General features: G+C 72.9%; 13 protein-coding genes. 2 read left to right on the plus strand and 11 right to left on the minus strand.

What is annotated here, in order from left to right:
- Positions 1-53: 53 nt before the first annotated feature.
- The 3 genes from ELQ90_RS05270 to ELQ90_RS05280 are packed head-to-tail and all read right to left on the minus strand — an operon-like array spanning position 54 to position 3,981.
- Complete coding sequence (locus ELQ90_RS05270; RefSeq protein ID WP_128494239.1) at positions 54-998, minus strand: glycosyltransferase family 2 protein; 945 nt, start codon at positions 996-998, stop codon at positions 54-56.
- A complete protein-coding gene (gene rfaE2, locus ELQ90_RS05275) occupies positions 995-2,539 on the minus strand; it encodes a D-glycero-beta-D-manno-heptose 1-phosphate adenylyltransferase (protein ID WP_128494240.1) in 1,545 nt (514 codons plus the stop codon). Before rfaE2 ends, ELQ90_RS05270 begins: the two co-directional genes overlap by 4 nt.
- Positions 2,536-3,981, minus strand: coding sequence for an aldehyde dehydrogenase family protein (locus tag ELQ90_RS05280; protein ID WP_128494241.1), 1,446 nt, complete (start codon positions 3,979-3,981; stop codon positions 2,536-2,538). The genes rfaE2 and ELQ90_RS05280 overlap by 4 nt, the downstream gene beginning before the upstream one ends.
- A 149-nt stretch (positions 3,982-4,130) precedes the next feature.
- On the opposite strand from ELQ90_RS05280, the gene ELQ90_RS05285 reads away from it, so the two are divergent.
- Positions 4,131-5,264 carry a glycosyltransferase family 9 protein gene (locus ELQ90_RS05285; RefSeq protein WP_128494242.1) on the plus strand — a complete coding sequence of 378 codons (1,134 nt, stop codon included), beginning with the start codon at positions 4,131-4,133 and terminating at the stop codon, positions 5,262-5,264.
- On the opposite strand, the gene ELQ90_RS05290 is transcribed toward ELQ90_RS05285, so the two are convergent.
- The 7 genes from ELQ90_RS05290 to ELQ90_RS05320 all read right to left on the minus strand — a co-directional run bounded on the left by ELQ90_RS05290 (position 5,230) and on the right by ELQ90_RS05320 (position 12,007).
- A complete protein-coding gene (locus ELQ90_RS05290; protein WP_128494243.1) occupies positions 5,230-5,931 on the minus strand; it encodes an SDR family oxidoreductase in 702 nt (233 codons plus the stop codon). The two genes, ELQ90_RS05285 and ELQ90_RS05290, sit on opposite strands and share 35 nt — an antisense overlap.
- 69 nt (positions 5,932-6,000) lie before the next feature.
- Positions 6,001-7,362 (minus strand): PfkB family carbohydrate kinase, encoded by a 1,362-nt coding sequence (locus ELQ90_RS05295; protein WP_128494244.1) that lies wholly within the window; start codon positions 7,360-7,362, stop codon positions 6,001-6,003.
- Positions 7,359-8,075, minus strand: a complete 717-nt coding sequence (locus ELQ90_RS05300; RefSeq protein WP_243696026.1) for a D-sedoheptulose-7-phosphate isomerase — start codon at positions 8,073-8,075, stop codon at positions 7,359-7,361. Before ELQ90_RS05300 ends, ELQ90_RS05295 begins: the two co-directional genes overlap by 4 nt.
- A complete protein-coding gene (locus tag ELQ90_RS05305; protein ID WP_128494245.1) occupies positions 8,072-9,364 on the minus strand; it encodes a glycosyltransferase in 1,293 nt (430 codons plus the stop codon). Before ELQ90_RS05305 ends, ELQ90_RS05300 begins: the two co-directional genes overlap by 4 nt.
- On the minus strand, positions 9,361-10,368 hold the full coding sequence (locus ELQ90_RS05310; protein ID WP_128494246.1) for a glycosyltransferase: 1,008 nt from the start codon (positions 10,366-10,368) through the stop codon (positions 9,361-9,363). Before ELQ90_RS05310 ends, ELQ90_RS05305 begins: the two co-directional genes overlap by 4 nt.
- On the minus strand, positions 10,365-11,450 hold the full coding sequence (locus ELQ90_RS05315; protein ID WP_128494247.1) for a glycosyltransferase family 9 protein: 1,086 nt from the start codon (positions 11,448-11,450) through the stop codon (positions 10,365-10,367). Before ELQ90_RS05315 ends, ELQ90_RS05310 begins: the two co-directional genes overlap by 4 nt.
- Positions 11,447-12,007: a D-glycero-alpha-D-manno-heptose-1,7-bisphosphate 7-phosphatase gene (locus ELQ90_RS05320; protein ID WP_128494248.1), complete on the minus strand. Its 561-nt coding sequence runs from the start codon at positions 12,005-12,007 to the stop codon at positions 11,447-11,449. The genes ELQ90_RS05315 and ELQ90_RS05320 overlap by 4 nt, the downstream gene beginning before the upstream one ends.
- 74 nt (positions 12,008-12,081) lie before the next feature.
- Between ELQ90_RS05320 and ELQ90_RS05325 the strand changes: the two genes are divergently transcribed.
- Positions 12,082-13,032 carry a glycosyltransferase family 9 protein gene (locus ELQ90_RS05325; protein WP_128494249.1) on the plus strand — a complete coding sequence of 317 codons (951 nt, stop codon included), beginning with the start codon at positions 12,082-12,084 and terminating at the stop codon, positions 13,030-13,032.
- Positions 13,033-13,053: 21 nt separating this feature from the next.
- Here ELQ90_RS05325 and ELQ90_RS05330 read toward each other — a convergent pair whose 3' ends face one another.
- Complete coding sequence (locus ELQ90_RS05330) at positions 13,054-13,881, minus strand: sigma-70 family RNA polymerase sigma factor (RefSeq protein ID WP_166408862.1); 828 nt, start codon at positions 13,879-13,881, stop codon at positions 13,054-13,056.
- Positions 13,882-13,915: the final 34 nt, after the last annotated feature.

Raw genomic sequence — 13,915 nt, forward strand, 5'->3', positions numbered from 1 at the left:
CCGGTCGCGGACTGGTCCCGTGTCGGCCACGCTAGGCGCGGTTCCGGTCGAGGTCAGGGGCTTGACGGCGTCCGCCCGGGACGCGCTCCGGCGTCCGTGAAGAGCGTTCTGGCGACGTCGACGCGGCGTTCGAGGATGGTCGTCGGCGCCTCGAGGTGCACGGCGCCGCTCGGGACGATGCCGGCTCCGCCGAAGCGCTCCATGACGCGCCACTGGGCGGCGACGTCCTCTCCAGAGTGTTCAGCCGGAAGTCCCGGCCAGAAGTCGAAACCCCCAGCGGCGATGAGTGCTGCACGGTCGTAGAGCACGCATGCGCCGACCCACGCCACCTTGTACGCCACCCACGCGTCGCGGTCGACGCCGAGAGTCGCGGCGATGTGCGCGAGGTTCGCGGCGTTGTGGAGCGGCCACCGGTCGTGCTCGGTGTTGCCGGGGCGCACGCTCTCCGGCAGCACGCGCCCGGGCCACGGTTCGAAGGTCGTCACCTCGTGCGGCCTCCGGTCGTCGAGGTACGAGAGTCCCTGCACCGCCGAGCCGACGAAACCGCACCGGAGCGACCGCAACGCGTCGAGCAGGCGGGAGAGGAGGCCGGGCTCCGTCCAGACGTCGTCGTCGAGGAACAGGACGGCGGGGGCCGAGGACCTCTCGAGCAGGAACTGGCGCTGCTCCGCGAGCCCGCGCCGTCGGGGACGATGCACGAGGTCGACGCGGTGCCCCTCCGCGCGGAGCACCCGGACCATCGCCTGGACGCTCGGCTCGTTCGCACTCGTGAACGTCTCCGACTGGTCGCTCACGATCACGTCGAAGGCCGGATCGTCCTGAGCGGCGAGACCCGCGAGCGTCACGGCGAGCTCGCTCGTCCGGCCGACTGTCGGGATGAGCACCTCGAGCTCCGGGGAGGGCGGCGGTTCTTGCGACGCCCAGTCGCCGGACCAGCGCCGGACGGGACGACGGGCCCGGTGGTCGAGCGGGTCACCTCGATCCTCGACGCCCGTCACGGCACCGGGTCCTCCCGGCGGGAGCGGATGCGCTCGACCATCGACGTGGTCGAGTGCGCGGAGACGTAGTCGACGATGCGCACGTCTCCGCCGTACGCCCGAACGACGGTCGTCTCCTCGAGCATCTCGGGGCTGTAGTCGCCGCCCTTCACGTAGACGTCGGGTTCGAGCCGCTCGAGGAGGGGGATCGGGGTGTCGGTCTCGAAGACGGTCACGAGATCGACGCACTCGAGGGAGGCGAGCACGGCCGCGCGGTCGGCGGCCGGGTTGATGGGGCGTTCTGGTCCCTTCAACCGCCGGACCGATTCGTCGCTGTTGATCGCGACGACGAGGAGATCGCCGAGGGCCTTCGCCTGCCGGAGGTAACTCGTGTGCCCCCGGTGGAGGACGTCGAAGCACCCGTTCGTGAACACGACGCGGCGACCGTCGCGACGCTCGTCGGCGACGATCGCCGCGAGGTCCTCCGCGTCGACCGCGACCGGTCCGTCGAGGGAGACGCGCGCCTCGAGGTCGCTCGTCGAGCACACGGCGGTACCGAACCGTCCGACCACGACGTCGGCGGCGTGCTGCGCGATCGTCGTCGCGACGGGCATGGCGGCGCCGCACGCGACCGCGGCGGTGAGCGCGGCCGTGAAGGTGTCGCCGGCCCCCGACGCGAACTTCTCGGCGGCGGGGTGCGCGAGGGTCGCGAAGGGCTCCGAGTCGCGCCCGATGGCCACGGTGCCGTCCCGATCGAGCGTCACGACGACGGTGGTCGCAGCGGACAGGGTCAGGAGATCGTCGCTCGCTGCCACGAAGGATGCGATCCGGTCCGGACCGACTCCCGGCCAGGATCGGGCGTGCCGGAGGAGGAGGGCCGCCTCGGCCTCGTTCGGCGTGACGATGTCGGGGGAGAGGGAACGCCAGCGCGCGAGATCGTGGGCGTCCACGACGGTCAGGAGACCCGGCCGCGCCGCCACGACCGACTCGAGGTGGCCGCCGACCTCGCCGTGCAGCACGCCCGAGCCGTAGTCGCAGACGACGAGCGCCTGGGCGCCATCGACCGCAGCCTCGATCGCGTCGGCGAGCAGCCCTTCCTCCTCCGCCGAGGCCCGGCCGCGGTCGCCGTCGTCGACGCGCACGAGGACCTGATCGTCCGCCATGATGCGCGTCTTCGTGACGGTCGAGCCCCCCGGTCGACGGATCACGCCGCTCACGTCGACGCCCGCCGCTGACAGGGTCGCGCACAACTGTCCGCCGGATTCGTCGTCGCCGACCGCGCCGACGAGCCGGACGCGAGCGCCGAGCGCGGCGAGGTTCATGGCCGTGTTCGCGGCGCCACCGGGCGCGTCCGTTCGGTCCACGAGGTCGACGACGGGGGCGGGAGCCTCCCTGCTGAGCCGAGCGCTCCCTCCGCGCCACCACCGATCGAGCAGGAGGTCGCCGACGACCAGGACGAGCGGGGCGCTCTCGCGGATGAGCGCCGGCAGCCGCTCGACAGTCGGCTCCTCGCTCGCGGGCCCGGCGGGCGTCGCTGCTGCACCGGAGCGCTCGTCGCTCATGAGGTCACCGCCGTCCGGGGGAGCCCCAGGTGCACGACGGTCGTCGTCGTCATCTCGTCGAGGAGCTCCGGCCCGTAACCGAAACCGGCTCCGCTCGCCCGCCGCGGTTGCGCGCTGCCGCCCGGGGCACCGCCGAAGACGGCGTTGACCTTGATCGTGCCGACGTCGAGTTCGGCGATCGCGCGGTGCGCCGTCTCCATCGAGGCGGTGAGGATCGTGGCTGCGAGCCCGTAGCGGTCGTCGGCCGCGCGGACGAGCGCCTCCTCGACGTCGTCGACGACCATGACGGGGGCGACCGGGCCGAACGTCTCCTCAGCCATCACCGCCATATCCGGCGTGCAGTCGGCGAGCACGGTCGCGGGATAGAACGTGCCGGGTCCGTCCGGGACGGTCCCGCCGGTCAGAGCTCGGGCTCCCGCCGCGACAGCCGCCTCGACGTGATGGTGCACGCCCTGGCGCAACCGTTCGTCCACGAGGGGGCCGAGAACCCCCGGCACCGTGAGTGCCTCAGCTTCGCGCACGAGTGCCGCGACGAAGGGCTCGGCGACGGCGCGGTGCACGAAGATGCGCTCGACGGACGTGCAGATCTGGCCGGCGTTGGCGAACGCTCCGATCGCGGCCTGAGCGGCTGCCCACTCGGGATCGACCCCGGCATCGACGATGAGGGCGTCGTTGCCGCCGTTCTCCCGGATCACGTGTGCGTCGTGGGCGGCGGCCGCGAGGTGGATGGCGCGGCCCGTGACGGACGATCCGACGTGCGCGACGACGTCGACCTCGGGGTGGGCGACGAGAGCCGAGCCCGTCGAACCGTCTCCCACGAGGGGGATGAGCACGTCGAGGGGGAAGCACGCCGCGAGGATCTCGTTGACGAGGGCTCCCGTGTGGGGACAGCGCTCGCTCGGCTTGTGCACGACCGTGTTGCCCGTCGCGAGGGCGGCGCCGACGAGACCGGCCGTGATGGCGACGGGGTCGTTCCACGGCGTGAGCACGGCGACGACGCCGCGCGGGCGGTGGACGGCGAGGTCGACGGCATCGATACCGCCCTGCAGGCTGCGGCCTCGATGGACGGGGCCGAGTTCCGCGTACTGGCGGAGGGTCCCCACTGCCGCGGCGATCCCGCCGTGAGCGTCGTCGACGGCCTTGCCGGTCTCGCTCGATTGGATCCGGGCGACCTCGTCGGCGCGAACCTCGAGGGCGTCGGCCGCGGCGTGCAGCATCGCTCCGCGCTCGGCCGCCGGCGTGCGCCGCCACGCGGGGAAGGCCTCCCGGGCCCGCGCGACCGCATCGCCGACCGCTGCGGGGTCCTGTACGTCGAGGGTTCCCACGAGAGCGCCCGTGCGCGGGTCGAGGATCGTCAGCCGGCTTGGCGCCGGGTCGATCCCGCTCTCGTCGATCTCGCTCTCCTCGATCGTCGGGGCCTCGGTCGTCGTCTCCACGGTCATGTCCTCCTCCGTCCGGTCACAAGGGACCGATACCCACTCGAGTGGTCGGGTATGCCCCGTCGGGCGAAGTCGAGTGCTGCTCGAGCCGTCCGGGTTTCGGGCCGGGGGAGACGGGGAAAGGACACAGCGGGACGGAAGGACGGTGGACGGTGATCGAGGTCGGACGCACGCGCGAACGTTTCGACGGGGTGAGGAGCATCGCGGTCCTCCGCGGCGGCGGACTCGGGGATCTCCTCTTCGCGGTGCCGGCGATCGAGGCGCTCGCCGCCGCGTACCCCGAGGCGAGGATCACCCTGCTCGGCACGCCGCTCCATCGTGCGCTGCTCGCGGGCCGGCCGTCGCCCGTCTCGGACGTCGAGATCCTGCCGGTCGCGCCCGGGATCCGCGACGCGCCGGCTCGTCCGGAGGCCGAGCCGTCCGAGACCGTGGCGGAGTTCCTCGATCGCCTCCGGGCACGCCGATTCGATCTCGCGGTGCAGGTCCACGGCGGCGGGCGCAACTCGAATCCGGTGCTCCTCGGACTGGGCGCGCGGCACACGATCGGGACGCGGACGCCGGATGCGGCGGACCTCGAGCGCAGCATCTCCTACCTGTACTACCAGCACGAGGTCATGCGCGCTCTCGAGGTCGTGGGGCTCGCGGGTGCCGAGCCCGTGACGCTCGAGCCCCGCATCCGGACGACGGGCGCGGAGCGCGCATCGGCTCGCGAGTGCGTGCCGGACGCGCCGGGGGGCCGCATCGTCCTGCACCCGGGGGCGACGGATCCGCGACGGCGGTGGCCCGCGACGCGATTCGCGGAGGTCACGGCGTCACTCGTGGCGACGGGCGCTCGCGTCGCTGTGATCGGCGACGACACCGACGCGGAAGCCGCCCAGGCCATCGTGAGCGGTGTGCGCGATCGCGGGCAGGACCCGGACATGGTCGTCGATCTCACCGGTCGTCTGCCGCTCGGGGAGACCGCCGGTCTTCTCGCGATCGCGGACGCCGTCCTCGCCAACGACAGCGGCCCCCGTCACCTCGCGGTGGCCGTCGGCGCCCCCACCGTCGGCGTCTTCTGGGTCGGGAACGCCCTCAACGCCGCACCGTTCGGGCGCGAGCGGCACCGCATTCATCTGTCGTGGACGACGCGCTGTCCCGTGTGCGGCGTCGACGTCACCCAGGTGGGCTGGACAGCCGAACGGTGCGAGCACGACGACTCGTTCGTCGACGAAGTCGATCCGGCCGCCGTGCTCGCCGACGTCCTCGACCTCACGGCCAGGAGTCTTCCTCCTCGTGACAGATGACGAGTTCGCGGACCTCGCACCCCGCAGGCTGTGAGAGCGCGAAGATCACGGCGTTCGCGACGTACTCGGGGTCGTTGAGCTTCGCGTCCTCACCCGGCTTGTACTGGGCGTCGCGGTCGTCGAAGAAGCGCGTCCTCATGCCCGAGGGGATGAGGGTCGTCACGCCGACGCGTCCCTTGGTCTCCGCCGCGAGCGACCGTGAGAAGCCGAGCACGGCGAACTTCGAGGCGCAATAGGCGGTCGCGTCCGAGACCGCCTTGAGGGCGAGCGACGACGCCACCGTGATGACGCGGCCGTGGCTCGCCTCGAGGTGGGGAAGGGCCGCCCGGACGGTCGCGACGGTCCCGAAGAGGTTGACCTGCACGATCTTCTCCCACGCTGCGCCATCGATGTCGTCGAGGCGACCGGGCTTGTCGATCCCCGCGGCGGTCACGACGGCGTCGAGCCCGCCGTGCGCCTCCGCGATCTCGCCGACGAGTCGTTCGACCTCCCGCGTGTCCGAGACGTCCACCTCGTGCGACTCGACGTCCGGGTCGGACGGCGCCGCTCGATCGAGCACGATGGGCGTCCCGCCGTGCTCGCGGACAGCTCGGACGACGGCGGCGCCGAGCCCGGAGGATCCGCCCGTGATGAGGACTCGGCCGATGTCGGTGGTGGGGATGGTCATGCGTGCTCCTTCCGAGAGCGTGAGGATCAGTGACAACTGAGAACTGAAAACTGAGGACTGCGCGGGGCGTCAGCCCACGCGGGCGAGGGCTTCCGCGAGCGCCGACGTCGATCGGGCGGGGATGTACGGCACGGTGACGACGCGGCCGCCGCGTTCGGCGAGCACGCGGGTCTCGGGGAGGTCGGCCGCGACGTAGTCGCCGCCCTTCACCCACAGGTCGGGCTCGATCCGCGCGATCGCCTCCTCCGGGGTGTCCTCGTCGAAGACGAGAACGGCGTCGACGCACTCGAGCGCGAGCAGCAGGTCGACGCGATCCTCCTGGCGGATGAGGGGGCGTTCCCTGCCCTTGAGCCGCCGCACCGACGAGTCAGAGTTGAGGCACACGATGAGGCAGTCGCCGAGTGAGCGGGCCGCCGCGAGGGTGCGCGCATGACCGGCGTGCAGGAGGTCGAAGCACCCTCCCGTCGCGACGACAGTGCCGCCGCGCTCCCGAGTAGCGCGCGCCACGGCGAGTGCCTCGGCGGCCTCTCCGCCGATCGCTGCGGCGTTGTCCGGGAGCTCGAGCCCGGCGACGCCGCCGGTGGCGAGGAACGCCGATGCCCGGGCCACGGCGGCGCGCAACGCGTCCTCCGCCGACGCGCCGGCCGCGAGTTCGAGTGCGAGAGTCGCCGCGAGGCGGTCGCCGGCACCGCACGGATCGGCGGAGTCGACGGCACGGGCCGTCGCGACGAGCGGCAGCCGCCCGGGCGCCGAGAGCACGGCGCCGCCCTCGCCGAGCGTCACAGCGACACGTTCGACGCGCCAGTCCTCGAGGAGGCGTTCGCCCGCGGCGGCGGCGTCCGGGACACCGTCGACACTCCTGCCGGCGAACGCGGCGGCCTCCCCGCGGTTCGGTGTGACGATCGTGACGCCCGCCACGGGAACGGCACCGCGCGGGTGCGGGTCCCAGACGACGGGGATCGTGCCGGCGCGTCGCGCGACGACGGCGCGGATCGCCGGGTGCGCTGCCATGCCGCGGCCGTAGTCCGCCACGACGATCGCGTCGGCCCCCTCGAACTCGGCGAGCATCGCTCCGTCGACGACGAGCTCGCCGGGCGGGCCGCACGCCTCGTCGAGTCGCGCGATGGCGTGACCGGACGCGCGCACGCGCGTCTTCACGGGAGTGGGATCACCCGAACCGGCGGTCACGACGCGGACCCCGTCGAGCGCCCCGACGAGTTCGGCGCCGTGATCGTCAGCGGCGATCGAGGACACGAGCGAGACGTCGATGCCGTCGCGTCGCAGCATCGTCGCGACGAGGCCGGCGCCTCCCGCTCGCACGGAACGTGACCGCAGGTCGACGACGGGGACGGGAGCGTCGGGACTCAGACGCTCGGCGCTCCCGTCGACGTCGACGTCGAGCAGGGCATCGCCCACGACCACGATCCTCACGAGCGTGTCCCCGGACGCTCGGTGGCGAATTCGCGCAGGCGCGCGTCGAACGCGAGGCACACGGCGTGCACCGCGACGAGTTCGGCCTCCTGCACATTGGGTGAGGACCCGGGGAGGCAGATCGCGTCGTCGCACGCGGTGCTGAGCGGGTTGGGACCCGGCCCCGTGACGGCCCAACTCCGAGCACCGACCTCGGCGCACGCCGCCGCCGCGCTCAAGAGGTTCGCGCTCGCCCCGCTCGTCGAGAGGAGGATGACGACGTCGCCCGGGCGGGCATGCGCCCGGACCTGCCGTGCGAAGACCTCGTCGAAGCCGTAGTCGTTGCCGATCGCGGTGACGCTCGACGAATCCGCGTTCAGGGCGATCGCCGAATACGCCTTCCGATCGCCGTCGAAGCGACCGACGAGCTCCGCCGTGAGGTGCTGGGCCTCCGCCGCTGAGCCGCCGTTGCCGGCGACGAGGGCACGACCACCCGCCTCGAGGTGGTCGGCGAGGGTCCGCCCCCAGGAGGCGAGGTGATCGGCTTCGGACTGCAGCGCGGTGAGGACGCCGTGGAGGGCGTCGACGTGATCGCGGATCACGCGGCCGGACGGCGAGGCGTCCCGCACGTCGGTCGAGGTCGTGGCCTCGCGCGCGGGTCTCGCGAGAGTCCTCGTGTCGGTGTCGGTGTCGGCGGTATCGGTTCCGGTGCCGCGGCGGGCCTGCATGGTCATCGTGTACCTCCCTGTCGTCGCGTGTGCCGTCTCGACCCGATCCCGTTTACCCGGCCGACGGTCTCGAGAGGCTCGTCGCCACGACGGCGAGCCGCCGCGGTCGCGCGATAGACCCGCTCGGTGTCCGCGGCCACACGGTTCCACGAGTAGCGGGACGCCATGCGTCGCCGACCCGCCCGGCCGAAAGCCTCTCGCTGCTCGGGCCGTGCGAGCAGTTCGGAGACGGCATCGGCGATCGCGGCGGGATCGCGTGGTGGGACGTGCGTGCCCGTCGTCCCGCTCACGACCGAGTCGATGAGTCCGCCGACCGAGCTCGCGACGACGGGGACCCCGCACGCCATCGCCTCGAGCGGCACGATGCCGAAGGGCTCGTACCACGGGGCGCAGACGACGAGATCCGACGAGCGCATGACGGCCGGCAGATCCCGTTGCGCCATCTGCCCGCGCAGCACGACGCGATCGGCGACGCCGGCGCGTTCGGCGATGCCGCGGAGCCGTCGGATCTCCGGGTCGTCGGCGCTCCCGCCGCCCCCGACCACCACGAGTTCGGCGTCGAACCCGTTCCCGACGACCGCGGCGAGAGCCTCGATGACGGTTCCGACGCCCTTGCGCTGCACGAGCCGACCGACCGTCGTGATGCGGTGCGGGCGGCCGCGTTCCTCGCTCGGCCCGTCGGGCGTGAAGTGGTCGAGGTCGACGCCGCACGGGACGACGGAGATGTGGGCGGCCGGCACGCCGAGCATGCGGAGCTCGAACGCCTCGTCCGAGCACGTCGCGACGATCGCGTCGGCCCGCCGACCGATGTCGGTCTCGAGGGGCTCCCGCTCCGTGGGGCTCGTGTCGTCGGCGCCCTGGTTGCGGCGCTTGACGACCCCGAGCGCGTGATAGGTGTGCAGCACCGCCGGGCGGAGGCCGGCGCGCTCGGCGCGGTCGGCCGCGTCGAGCACCGCGACCCCCGACATCCAGAAGTGGCCGTGGGCGACGTCCGGCCGTGTGCGTGCCCAGTCGTCGGCGACGCCCGCAGCGAGGTCGCCCATGAAGGGGAGGAGCTCGTCCTTGGGGATCGACGCCGGCGGTCCGGCGTCGATGTGCACGACCTCGACGCCGGGCGCGAAGGCGACGCGCTCGGGCAGGTCGGGGGAGTCTCGTCGCGTGTAGACGGTCACCTCGTGCCCCCGACGTGCGAGGGCGGCGGAGAGTTCGGCGACGTGGACGTTCTGGCCGCCCGCGTCCACTCCGCCGAGCGTCGCGAGTGGGCTCGCGTGTTCCGAGACCATGGAGATCCTCATGTCGCGTTCCTTCCGGTCGTAGCGGGAGCGGTCCTGCGGCTCATGGCTGCCGCGTCGGCGAGCACCTCGTCCCAGTCCCGGAGGAACCGGTCGAGGCCGTAGCGGCCGATGGCAGCTTCGCGAGCGGCGCGGCCGGCGGCCTTCGCCGCGTCGGGGTCGGCGAGCAGTCGTCGCGCGGCGGCGGCGAGCTCGTCCACATCCGTCGAGATCGCGCCGGCCTCGGGCGGCACGGCGCGACCGGCCTCGGTGACGCCGAGGACCACGACGGGCATCGCGAGATGCATGGCCTCGAGGAGGGAGAGCCCGAGCGAGGTCCACCGCGCGGTGTGCACGTAGACGCGGCGTCGCGCGAGTTCGGCGTGCATCCGCGCCGTGGGCAGGTCCCCCCGCACGATCACGTCGTCACCGCTCGCGCCGATGGCGGCCGGCAGCTCGTCCGTTCCCATCCCGAAGACATCGAGGGGGCCGGCCTCGAGGAAGCGCGGCAGCAGGTCCGTCCCCGTGATGCGCCAGCGCCGGACGGGTTCGTTCGTCACGACGGCGAGGCGCTCGATCTCGCCCGTGTAGAGCGGGCCGGGGTCGGGGATCCCGTGCTCGATGACGACCGTGGGTGCGTCACCGGAATCCCACACGAGGTCGTTGAAGTGGGTCACGTGCACGATCGGGATGTCGGACTGGTCGGCGAGCGGATGCCGCGTCGTCACGGCCGCCGGTTTCGGTGTGTTGTGCTCCAGGAACACCGCAGGGACGTCGCGACCGGGGCGGCGGCCGAGGAGGTTCGCGGCGACCTCGATCTCCTCCGGTCGCTGGAGCACGACGAGGTCGACGTCGATGGAGGCGAGCTCATCCGGAGCGACCTCGACGGCGTTCTCGGGCCACGGCCGGCCGCCGCGTCCCAACCCCCACGCGCCACCGTCGGGGGTGCGGGGGAGCAGATAGTCGTGACCGCCGCGGACGAAGGCGTCCGACCAGCCGCCGTGGACGTGCCAGAGGAGAATTCTCACCGCCGGTGCTCCTTGCGTCGGGGGGCCGCGATCGTGGCGCTGCCGAAGGTCGCCGCCGACCCGATCGGGCCCGTGAGGGCGAAGACGGCGTCGACGACCTGCTCGGGGTGCACGGTCGTGAGGCAGGGGTGGCCCGGGACGGGGCAGATGCGCGCCCGGCTGCGGGCGCACGGTGCGTCCTGATCCCCGAGGAGGACCGTCGGCACACCGTAGGGCGCCCAGCGCTCGTGAGGGACGACGGCCGAGAAGAGGCTCACGACGGGAGTGCCGACGGCTGCGGCGAGGTGCGCAGCCCCCGTGTTCCCGACGACGACCGCGGCGGCATGGCGCAGCACGGCGGCGAGGGAGCCGAGGTCGGTCCTCCCGCCGAGGTCCGTGCCGGTCGATCCGGCGACGGCCGCGGTGAGGGAGCGTTCGGACGGTCCCCCCGTGACGACGACGCGGACGCCACGGCCCGTGAGCAGATCGACCGTCGCGGCGTGGTGCCCGGCAGGCCACGTGCGCGCCGGGACGGCGGCCCCCGGGTGGACGACGACGTAGGCGTCGCCGCCGACGTCCTCCGGGAGCGCACCGGCGTCGCGCACGCGCAAGCGGCCGTCGTCGCCGGGTGGCAGATGGAAGCCCGCCGCCTCGGCGATGCGGAGGGCGCGAACGGGCTCCGGCTGGTCCTCGGGGAAGTCCTCACCCGGGCGCACTCGCACGTCGAGGAGGCTGCCCGGGTAATCGACCGAGGCCGCGGAGATGCGTCGCACACCGGCGAGCCGCAGCAGGAGGGCGAGCGGCAGGGGGCTCTGGTGGAAGGACGTGAGGACGACGGCCTCCTCGACGCCTGCGGACAGGACGAGCCCGAGCAGCTCGTCGACGACCGGCTGGCGCACGTCGCGAGCGGGGTCGGTGATCCACGGGCAGTCCCACGTGAGGACTTCCGTGACGCCAGGCAGGAGACGGGCCGCTGGCGCGCCTTGCGGTCCTGCGAGCAGCACGACCTCTGCGCCGCTCGCCGCGACGGCGCGGACGGCGGGTCCCGAGACCAGCACGTCTCCGACGCTGTCGAGCCGGACGACGAGGATCCGCCCCGTCATCGTGTCACCACCCCGGAGAGCGCGAGCTCCACGGCCTCGAGAGCGGTCGACGCGACGAACTCCGCGGCGAGGACCTCGGGGACCAGGGTCACCTCGGTCGGCACGAGCACTCCCGTCGCGCCGGCCGCCGCGGCGGCTCCGAGGTCGGCGGCGATGTCGCCGATCACGACGGCCCCGCGGGGGTCGACCCCGAGGCGCTCGCACGCGTCCAGCACGAGGCCCGGTCGCGGCTTCCGGCAGGGGCAGCCGTCGTCGGGACCGTGGGGGCACACGCACCACACGTCGAACGGGCCGACGAGGTCGTCGATCGCGCCGTTGACGGCGCGGACGTCGTCGAGCGAGATGAGGCCGCGCGCGACACCCGACTGGTTCGACACGACGCCGACGGGTACGCCCGCGTCCCGGACGAGGTCGAGAGCCTCCCGCACCGTCGGGAGGATCTCGACGAGTGCGGGATCGCCGTTGTAGGGCACGTCCCGCACGAGAGTGCCGTCGCGGTCGAACAGCACGGCGCTCGGCGCTGCCGTACCGGTCGCCGCGGTCCCGTCGAATCCCATACGACCCTGATACCCACTTCTCGGGAGTCGAAACGCCCGTGCGCCCGACGGACCGTTTTTGCCACGATGGAGTGATGACGCTCCTCGGATCCGATCCCGACCGACCCACCCTGCTCGCGTTGCGTGCCATCAAGCTCGGGGACCTGCTCGTCGCCGTTCCCGCGCTGCACGCGCTCCGGAGGGAGTTCCCGGAGCACCGCATCGTGCTCGCGACGACGGGATGGCTCGAGCCGATCGTCGGTCTCGTGGGGGCGGTCGACGAGGTGCTGCCGACCCCCGGTCTCTCGCAGCCGCTCCGTGTCGAGCCGGGAGTCGTCGACGTCGCCGTGAACCTCCATGGTCGGGGACCCGAGAGTGGCGGACTCCTCGCGGCGATCGAGCCACGGCGGCTCATCGCCCACCGTCCCGACGATGCGGACGGTCCCGAGTGGGTCGACGGAGTCCTCGAGCGATACCGCTGGACGCGACTGCTCGTCGAGCACGGCATCCCGGCCGACCCCGAGGAGGTCGGGATCGACGTTCCCGCGATCCCGCCGCGGGTGCGCGGCGCGACGGTCGTGCACGTCGGTGCGTTCTACGGTGCCCGCCATTGGCCGGCTGACCGGTTCGCGGAGGTCGCATCGCGCCTCCGCGCGGCAGGCCACCGGCTCGTCCTGACGGGAGGGGACGTCGAGCGGGAGCGCGCCATGGACATCGCGACCCGTGCCGGGCTCGACCCCGACGACGTGCTCGCCGGGCGCCTCGACCTCGTCGAGTTCGCGGCGGTCGTCGCCGCGGCACGGCTGGTCGTCACCGTCGACACAGGCGCCGCGCACCTCGCGTCGGCGTACGGCATCCCGTCCGTCGTGATCTTCGGTCCCGCTCCTCCCGAGGAATGGGGCCCGCCGGAGAGCGGTCCGCACATCGTCCTCACCGACGCGTCGGTGCGACGGGGAGACGTGTTCTCGGCGGAGCCCGACCCCGCGCTCCTCGCGGTCACGGTCGACGACGTCATCGCCGCCGTCGAGACGCTCCCCGTGCGCTGACGGGGTCGGACGGTCGAACGGTCAGGCCGCTCCGACCGTGGGCGGGCGAAGATCGCCCAGCCGATCGCGGAGGGTCTCGAGGATGCGGGAGAGGATGCGCGACACCTGCATCTGGGTGACTCCGATCTCGTGAGCGATCTCGCGCTGGGTGCGGTGCTGGACGAAGCGCAGTTCGACGACACGCTGGTCCCGCGGGTCGAGCGTGCTGAGGACCGAGCGCAGGGTCAGCGCGAGATCGACCCTCTCGAAGGAGTCGTCGACGACGGGGATCGTCTGACCGAACGGCGTCGCGTCATCGGACGTGATCGGCGCATCGAGGGAGGTCGGGCGGAGGCTCGAGTCCGCCGCGAGGGCTTGCACGACATCGGTGATGCTCCGATCGAGGTGTCCGGCGAGTTCGGCCATCGTCGGCTCCCGCCCGATGCATTGACCGAGCTCGACGGTCGCGCGGAGAGCTTCGGCCCGGAGCTCCTGGACGCTGCGGGGCGGTCGCACGAACCAGCCGTTGTCGCGGAGATGCCGTTTGATCTCCCCGCCGATCGTCGGAACGGCGAACGGGACGAACGGGACACCCCTGTCGGGCTCGAAGCGTCGAACGGCCTTCACGAGACCGACGCACCCCACCTGGCGGGCGTCGCGGATCTCGCGGCTCGCACCCACGATCCGCGCGGCGAGCGTGTCGACGAGATCGAGGTGAGCGACCGTGATCTCGTCCTCGATCCGCCGCCGTCGCTCACCGCGGGACCGCGCGGCCTCGGCGAACCGCTGCCCCGTCCACCTCTCCTTCTCGGCCCAGCGTTCCTGCAGGTGGTCGCGGTCGCGGTGCACGGTCTCGACGTCGTTCGACACGGAAAAGTCCTTTCCGTCGGCGGGGGAGAAGTAC

It is taken from the genome of Labedella phragmitis (genome assembly GCF_004078635.1).
In the GTDB taxonomy this organism is placed as follows: Bacteria; Actinomycetota; Actinomycetes; order Actinomycetales; family Microbacteriaceae; genus Labedella; species Labedella phragmitis.

Coding starts and splice junctions, on each gene's coding strand:
- ELQ90_RS05315 (WP_128494247.1), bottom strand. CDS start 11,450: ATGACGGGGCGGATCCTCGTCGTCCGGCTCGACAGCGTCGGAGACGTG.
- ELQ90_RS05280 (WP_128494241.1), bottom strand. CDS start 3,981: ATGACCGTGGAGACGACGACCGAGGCCCCGACGATCGAGGAGAGCGAG.
- ELQ90_RS05305 (WP_128494245.1), bottom strand. CDS start 9,364: ATGAGGATCTCCATGGTCTCGGAACACGCGAGCCCACTCGCGACGCTC.
- ELQ90_RS05325 (WP_128494249.1), top strand. CDS start 12,082: ATGACGCTCCTCGGATCCGATCCCGACCGACCCACCCTGCTCGCGTTG.
- ELQ90_RS05320 (WP_128494248.1), bottom strand. CDS start 12,007: ATGGGATTCGACGGGACCGCGGCGACCGGTACGGCAGCGCCGAGCGCC.
- ELQ90_RS05300 (WP_243696026.1), bottom strand. CDS start 8,075: ATGACCATGCAGGCCCGCCGCGGCACCGGAACCGATACCGCCGACACC.
- ELQ90_RS05290 (WP_128494243.1), bottom strand. CDS start 5,931: ATGACCATCCCCACCACCGACATCGGCCGAGTCCTCATCACGGGCGGA.
- rfaE2 (WP_128494240.1), bottom strand. CDS start 2,539: ATGAGCGACGAGCGCTCCGGTGCAGCAGCGACGCCCGCCGGGCCCGCG.